Source organism: Stenomitos rutilans (assembly GCF_059505485.1).
Genome location: NZ_JCACKR010000131.1, coordinates 18,997 through 27,198 on the forward strand (window position 1 = coordinate 18,997; position 8,202 = coordinate 27,198).

Consider the following 8,202-nt stretch of genomic DNA (forward strand, 5'->3'; position numbering starts at 1 on the left):
CAGGCTAATTGATCGCATGCCACGATGCTAACTCAAGGATGAGTCGGTCTTGACTATGGTGGTGAGCGCCAAAGGGTGCCAAAAAAGGGGTATCAATTGCAGGCTGCTAGAACCCTTTGACAGTGGTAGTTGTTGCTGAGCTGAAAGGGGCACCAAAAACGGCCCTTCCAGCACCACTCCTGGCTGACATACCTCTTAAACAGTAGAATTAATATCTGCCTACTAGAGATGGCAATTGCGCGCTTCAATTAGATAACATAAGGCTGTTAACTATCCGACGGCCTAACCGAATCCCTATTTTTTCCCAACCATTACTTACTAATTTAAGAATCTGTTCGACTCAGAGTGAAAGTATTTGATTAAGACTTTTTGTCCCATGCATCTAGCGCAGCTAAAAGAATTGTAATTGCAGGATGCTTCACCAGTTCTTGCAGAGCTGTTTTTCCACCGGCCTTCAAAGCAGCGACTACCTGACCTTTCAGCTTTGGATCTTTCTCGATTTCTTCTACTGCTTTAGTTGCAACAGTCATCTGTTCTATGGGAGTGGGATTAGGATAAGATGCGGATAACTGTTCTAAGAGTTTTTGAATTTCTTCAGCAGCTTCAGCTAAAGTCCGCCTATTCTCTGGTGCGTAGTTGTTCAGGATAGCTTGCTGCTTCCCTTGATTAGTGCCAGCAACATTTCCTACTGGTCCGTTGAAAGTTTGGTTGACTTCTGAAGCCATAATTCTGTTACCTGCGAATAATTTAGTAATTTCTTTAATGTCAGCATTATGCTGTCGGTGTATTTGGATCTGTTCGTCTTTAGCGCGTAATTCTCCTAAATATAAGTTGTTCTCTAATTTGGCTATATTTCCATCCCCAGTTCTTATATCTCTATGTAATCCTCTTTTTCCAGTAATACCCCAAAGTAATTGATCCATAGGATCTGAATCTTGGTCACGCAAGTCTATCCAGTTCCTTCCCTTCAGAAAGATGGGTAACTTCGGCTGCTTTAAGGCATCAGGAAGAATCACAGGAATCACAGGTTTTCTTCCGCCAGCAAACTCACGTAGGAAAGTCTCTAACTCCTGGTTTTCCCAAGGTCCTAAATTTTCACTACCTACAAAAACAGCAACAGATTTTATTCGTGTTATCTGCTGCTCTAATAGTCTCTGCCAAGGTATACCAGGTCTCAACTCCCATTCGTCTAGCCACGGCAGTAGACCAGCTTCCTTAAGCTTTTCACCGATCTTTCTAACAGTTGCTTTGTCTTCATCGTTGCAGCAAAGAAAGACATCAAAGTCCTGGGTAACAATCTTCCCTTGAAGAACAGATGCTGCTGTTTCACGATCCCGTTTAGTATCAGCAGCTTGATCGATTTCAGCAACTGCTAAAGTTGCTGCATCTACATTACCATTACTAGCTTCAGCATCAGAAGAGAGATGAGGGTTTGTCAAACGTGCCTCACGATCCAGTAAAGATACCTTAAAATCACAAACATTACACCTAATCCAATCAAAGCCACGCTCTCTACGCATTTTTACCTGTTGCTCGGTAACAGGTGTAGAACATTCTAAACAAACAAAAATTCTCTTCCTTCTGAAGCTTTCTAGTGAAACCTGTCGCTGAAGATAAGTGTTTACATACTCCTCAAACTGAAAACGCATTTCTTCACTTGTACTCTCATCAAAGAAAAGCGTTAATTCTGCTCTCCCGTCTTCAATTTGATGCAACAGCATTCCACAGCTACTACCACTATGAGTTGTAAAAATAGCCGCATTCTTCCACATATCCCGCTTTTTGAAAAGGCCACTATGTGAAAGGCGGACTACTAGCCTTGAGTAAACATTTTGAATAGCCCCATCAAATTCAAAAGTTACAGCCTTGCCTTGTGGATCTGACACGCTAGGTAGCTCACGAGTGAATTGTGAGGGGAAAACCAAATACTCTCCATCCTCAGAACTTCCACGTAGAGCAATTTCATGGTGAAGCAAGTCCTCAATCGTTGCTATGAGTAACAGTTTTTCCTGCTTTTTGTCTGGGATTCGTTCATCTCCAGACATTCTAAAATCTCCTGTGCTTGCTCTAGTTTCAGCAATGCAACCCAATCCATCTGGTTCATCTTTTGCCGCCATAACCAATGCAGCAGCATAAGCATCCAGTAATTCTGGCTGCAGAAGGATCAAGTTACCAAAGTTAAGTCGACGTATAAGCCCCTGTGATTCTACCCGACCAATACAAGTCTCAAACTGCGGTCGCAAATCTTCCGTTGCTAAAGAGGTAGGTTTAGCCTGTAAAAAAGCTCGGTATAAATCCTCAGCACTCGATAATAAGCGCCCTTCTTTCTTCTCTCCTATCAAGAAATTTTTGATTGACTGAAAAAGTTCTGTTGAATTTACTGATGGCATTGCGTTCCAATCAATGGATTGGCGAATCGCTTCAGCTAACTCTGGGATATTCCAGCCTTCCCTAGCGCTTGTTGCGAAATAACCATCAAAACCTAGATCTCGTACGAGCGCATTAATTTTTTGAGAACTAGCATCAATGCTTCCTCTATCTACTCGTGCAGCAACCAGAAACTTTTTGAGTGGTAGAACTGAATCGCCCTGAAGACGCTGTGCTTCAGTTAAAGCTCGGTTCCAATAGTGTACTCCGGCAAATGGATCTATATCGCTACGAGCATCCAATACAATTAAAGCAACCGCAACTTCGTTCAAATGTAATTGGTGGATAAGGCGATAATTAGGCTGTCCTGCCAAATCCCATAAGAGTATTTCGCGAATTTCGGTATGGTCATCAGCTTTAAATTCATAATTATCAAGCGTCCAGACATACCGACCATGAGTTGAATCAGTTTTTTCAAAAGCTTGGCCAGTTAAAACAAGCCCTAATCCGGACTTACCAACACCTGTATTTCCTAATAAAACAGCTTTGGCGTTAGTGTAGCGAACAGATGGTACTTCAGATGGTTTATTAAGAATAGCCTCAATATCCAGCTTCCATAACCGGACAGCGTAACTATTCTGATCAAGCGTAGCTAAAATAGGTTCTTGAGGATGAAAGGCAAGATTGGATTGCCAGCCTTGAAGAGCTGATTCGGTTATCTTTTTCACAAGATCCCAAGTATCACATCTCCAGAATCGAATAGTCCCATCAGCTGACTTAGAGGCAAGAATACGTCCATCAGAAGAAAATGAGACACACGTAACTGCATCAGTATGTCCCTCTAATACATTTAGTAATCTTTTCTTTTTGTGATCCCAAATTCTTACCGTACAATCTTGAGAGGCTGATGCAAGAATCTGCTGGTTCGGCGAGAATGCTACACTTAGAACTTCACCTGTATGCCCATGAAAAGTTCTAAGCGATTTTTCATTTTTGGTTGACCATAACCGAACCGTTTTATCGGTAGAACCAGATGCAATTAATTGGCTATCTTGTGAAAAAGTTACACTTAGAACTTCTCCTGAATGCTCTTTTAAGGTTAGATATAGCTTTCCACTACTCGCGTCACAAACTCTAATAGTTTTGTCACTCGAAGCGGACGCGCGCCTCCTTCCATCTGATGAAAAGACGACACAATTGATTGCGGCAGAGTGACCTTGATGTGAGCTTGCTTTATTAGTTTTGAGGTCCCAGCTTCGAAGACTTTTTGTGGTAGTTCCAGCAATTAAGGTTCGTCCATCTACTGCCCATGCCACACTTTTGAGTGAACCTGAACGTCCTTTATTTTCAAGACTTGTTTGTAATTTTCCAGTAGATATGTCCCAAATTTTAATGGTTCTATCCTGTGATGAAGAAGCAAGAAGACAGCCGTCAAACGACCAAACAACGTCGTTAATTAAGTCTTCGTGCCCTAGAAAACTACTTTGAAGTTTAAGTCCTATAAAATCTCGATCGCTTACATTTTCACTCATGAACTCTGTATCGATTGTCCAGCATTATTACTAAGGGTTAAACTAAGTCTAACCCTTAGTAAAGGCAAGCTTTAGTCCATCATATTGATTTTTGGATTCCTGGTTATTTAGAAGAAAGGTTATCCTGTGACATCTATCCTTCCGCCTCTTAAAATGGCCAGTCAGTGTCTCGTGTGGACATTATTCTACTTTATGCAGAAAGTACCCAAAGCATGTGATTTAGATCACGTTATTGGCTTTTCCATTCAAGAGTTTATATTCCAAGACACAATATGAAGCGTACGAGAGCACGGCTAGATTCAAGTTGGGGTTGTGTTTATTAGCTTTCGTGAATTCCTCTTAACATCCATGGTTGTATCAAAGGAATGACATCGCTTCCCTCCTCATTAACTCTTGACGAAAAGTTAGTGAGATGAAAGAGGGGCTGGAAGGACTGTTGAGAAAGGCTTTGAACGTGGTGAACTGGGAGGTCGGTCTAGACAGGTGATGTTCAGCTTATTAAGTCTTTAAGCTAAAATACTGAAAAGTTAATCAAGAAAAAAGACGATCGCGATGCCGTTTCCCAAGGGTCAGAATCCCAACCATCCGATTGCCGGATCAACCATTAAGGTGGAACCGATTCGGGACAAAAAGGCGATGGGATTGAGCCGACATAAAGGCAAAAAGGTGCCAGATGGACTAGAAGCCCTGTCGAGACTGAGTTTGAGCAAAGCAGTAATCCGTTGAACTCAAAGCCGCCCTTCTGCTGGGGAGGCAACTAGCCGGGAAGATGAGACAACGTCGTTTTGACGACTGGGTCTGGGTTATAGCATTTTTGCGGCACACTCTGACGGCTCGGGTTGTCTCACGAGTTTGCGGGGTTTTAACGTACTACAAAAGCTAGTTTTAGTTCAATCCTAGTCCAGCCACTTTTTGAGACAGCTAATCTCAGATTGAGAGGGGAACGACGCCTGCGCCATCCATGAGCGAAAGGGCAGGCTTTATGCTCACGAGAACCGTTTCAGTGGTTTTCCTGCATGACGACATTAGAGCGTACGGCTTATCCCACTTTCAAGTCTTCACTGACATCAACAGAATTGGACGCACTGTACACGCCGAGTGCTGCTGAAGTAGCCTTTGCTCAAGCTGAAGCTCGCACGAGAAGCGGACAACTCAGCGTGCTGGTGTTACTCAAAACGTTTCAACGACTGGGCTATTTTCCTGTCACAGCAGCGATTCCAGCCAGCATCATTCAGCATCTGCGCGCCCACTTACAACTGCGCGACTCGATTGCGGCAGTGCCATCACGGCGCGCCTTACGTCGCTATCACGCTGCAATTCGACGCTATCTGGAGATTCAACCCTATGACCAAAACGCTCAAGCCTACCTACAAGACCAAGTTGCCGCCGCCGCGCTCACCAAGGATCACCCCGCCGATTTGATTAATGTGGCAGTCGAATTGCTGATCAAAGAGCGCTATGAGTTGCCTGCCTTCAGCACCTTAGATCATCTCGTCAGTCACATGCGCGCAACGACCAATAGCCGCCTGTTTCAACAAATTTCAGAGGGTCTATCAACAGCGGAGCAAACCTACCTGGATCAGCTCCTGCTGAGTGAAACGCCCGCAACGCAGGCTTCCCTCAATTTGCTCAAAGCGCCTCCTAAAAGCGCGACGTTCGCGCACCTGACACAATTACAAACGAAGTTTAACCAACTCATGACCTTTGGGGAGGCCAAACGCTTACTGCAAGGACTGCCCAGCACCAAGCGACAGTCTTTTGCCGCTCAAGCCAAAGCCCTTCATAGCGCTGAGTTGCGCAAGCATCAACCCCAAAAGCGACGAGCACTCCTCCTCTGCCTGCTGTATCAAGCCCAGGTCCAAACCCGTGACCACCTGGTGGAGATGTTTCTCAAGCGCATGCAGCGGATCAAACAACAGGCAAAAGCTCGCTTAGTGGCACTGCGCGAATCACACCTGAGCCAAACCAAAACGCTACTGGAACAGTATTCCAAGGTGCTGACTGCTGCTGTGGCACCGGAAAGTGCCACGACCTTAGGTGAGCAGGTGCAAGCCGTTCTGGAGCTGCATGGCGGTGCGCCACAACTGCTGCTGCAATGTGAGGAGATTGCCAGCTACAACAGTGACAACTACCGACCGCTGTTGTGGCGCTTCTATCGCCATTACCGGAAGCAGTTGTTCCAATTGGTGCGCTCGTTGGACATTCGTTCCACCAGCCAAGATCAGTCTCTCGTTGAGGCGGTGCAGTTTATCCTGGGGCAGGAACAGCGCCGGAGCCAATGGTTCCCGGCTGGGTTGGATCTTTCCTTCATCAGCACTCTCTGGCGACAATTAGTCGTTGATGGGACAGGCAAAGCCCAGCGCCTGGCACGGCAACCGCTCGAAGTTTGCGTCTTCAGCTATCTGGCATTGGACTTAAAAACGGGCGATGCCTGTGTGATGGGTTCAGAGAGCTATGCTGACTTTCGTGAACAACTGCTCTCGTGGCACGAATGTGAACCGCAACTCGCGCAGTACTGTGCTGAACTCAGCTTGCCTGCTCAGGCGCACCAGTTTGTGACCGCCTTGCGCACGCAATTAACCGAAACTGCACGGCAGGTAGACCAGGCTTGCCAAGCCTCGAAGCAGTTCAATCTCTCACCTCAAGGTGTCCCCGTCTTACAACGGATCAAAGCACTACCCAAACCACCCGGAGCGGACACGCTGGCAGCGGCGCTTTGGGAGCAGTTACCGGAGCGGAGCCTCCTGGATATTCTCTGCAACACCGAACATTGGCTGCATTGGACCCGTCACTTTGGACCCGCCTCTGGATCGGAACCGAAGCTGGAACAGCCGATGGAGCGCTACATTCTCACCACGTTTGGGTATGGCTGTAATCTCGGTCCGAATCAAACCGCACGACACACACGCGGCTTGGTCACGTCCCATATGCTGTCTTACACGAATCGACGGCATGTGGATGCGACTAAACTTGAAGCCGCGAGCCGCGATCTCATTCAGGCGTACAATCAACTCCAACTCCCCAAACTTTGGGGCACAGGGAAAACGGCAGCAGCCGACGGCAGTCAGGTTGCGATTTACGAGAACAACCTGATGTCGGAGTATCACATCCGCTATGGCGGTTATGGGGGTCTTGCCTATCATCACATCTCGGATACCTATATCGCTCTGTTCACCCACTTCATCACCTGTGGCGTGTGGGAAGCTGTCTACATTCTCGATGGCTTGCTCAAGAACACTTCTGAGATTCAGCCCGATACCCTTCATGCCGATACGCAAGGGCAATCCACGCCAGTCTTTGGACTCTCCTATCTGTTGGGCATCAAGTTGATGCCGCGCATCCGTAACTGGAAGGATTTAACCTTCCTCAAACCTAGTCAGGAAGAGCTTTACCCTTATCTTGAACCGCTGTTTAAGGGCACGGCTGATTGGGCACTGATTGAAACGCACTGGCAAGACATGCTCCGAGTCGCCTTATCCATCCGGGCAGGCAAGGTATTACCTTCCACCTTGCTTCGTAAATTGGGTAGCTACAGTCGCAGGAATCGCCTTTATCAGGCTTTTCAAGCCTTAGGGCTGGTGATCCGCACGCTTTTTCTACTCCGCTACATTTCGGATGTGGGTCTACGCCGTCAGATCACCGCTTGCACCAATATCGTCGAGGACTATAACCGCTTTGTGGACTGGCTCTTCTTTGGCAAGCAAGGCGTGATTACGGAAAACGATCCCGAAGAGCAGGAGAAACGACTGAAATATCTGGATCTGGTCGCTAGTGCGGTGATTCTGCAAAATACAGTGGACATTTCATTAGCCATCCAAGCATTAAGTGCAGAGGGGATGCGAGTAGACCGAGCGATGCTCAAAACGCTGAGTCCTTATCTCACGCGTCATCTTAAGCGTTATGGCGATTATGTCGTCGATTTCCAGCAAAAACCACAGCCGTTAGAGACAGCTATTGCCTTGCCGATTCACATTGACGGAGCGTAGATACAGAAAGCGTTCTAGCCCATCTGGCACCTTTTTGCCTTTATGTCGGCTCAACCCCGCGATCGCCCGCATTAAGAAAATCCTGGCGGATCGTCCCCGTGATTTGTGTTTGTTCACGTTGGGGATTAACACGGCGTATCGGGCGAATGAATTGCTGTCACTTAAGGTGGGGCAGGTGAAGAATCTGAAAGCGGGAGATGTTTTAGATCTGAAGCAGCGCAAAACGCACAAGTATCGCCCTGTGACACTGAATGCTACAGCCGTCGCGTCAATACAAGCCTGGTTGCAGGTGGGTGACTTGAAGGTGGAGGACTACT

Annotated in this window: 4 protein-coding genes; 3 read left to right on the top strand and 1 reads right to left on the bottom strand. The window is 46.8% G+C overall.

Annotated elements, in window-relative coordinates:
- Positions 1-359 precede the first annotated feature (359 nt).
- Positions 360-3,899 (bottom strand): TIR domain-containing protein, encoded by a 3,540-nt coding sequence (locus tag AC5JLP_RS27630; RefSeq protein WP_496071057.1) that lies wholly within the window; start codon positions 3,897-3,899, stop codon positions 360-362.
- A gap of 552 nt (positions 3,900-4,451) precedes the next feature.
- Here AC5JLP_RS27630 and AC5JLP_RS27635 point away from each other — a divergent pair.
- The 3 genes from AC5JLP_RS27635 to AC5JLP_RS27645 all read left to right on the top strand — a co-directional run.
- Entirely contained in the window at positions 4,452-4,625 is a 174-nt protein-coding gene (locus AC5JLP_RS27635; RefSeq protein ID WP_496071058.1) for a hypothetical protein, read from the top strand.
- 290 nt (positions 4,626-4,915) lie between these two features.
- A complete protein-coding gene (locus AC5JLP_RS27640) occupies positions 4,916-7,885 on the top strand; it encodes a Tn3 family transposase (RefSeq protein WP_496071059.1) in 2,970 nt (989 codons plus the stop codon).
- A partial coding sequence (locus AC5JLP_RS27645) for a tyrosine-type recombinase/integrase (RefSeq protein WP_496071060.1) occupies positions 7,872-8,202 on the top strand: 331 nt, incomplete at its 3' end. The genes AC5JLP_RS27640 and AC5JLP_RS27645, both read left to right, overlap by 14 nt.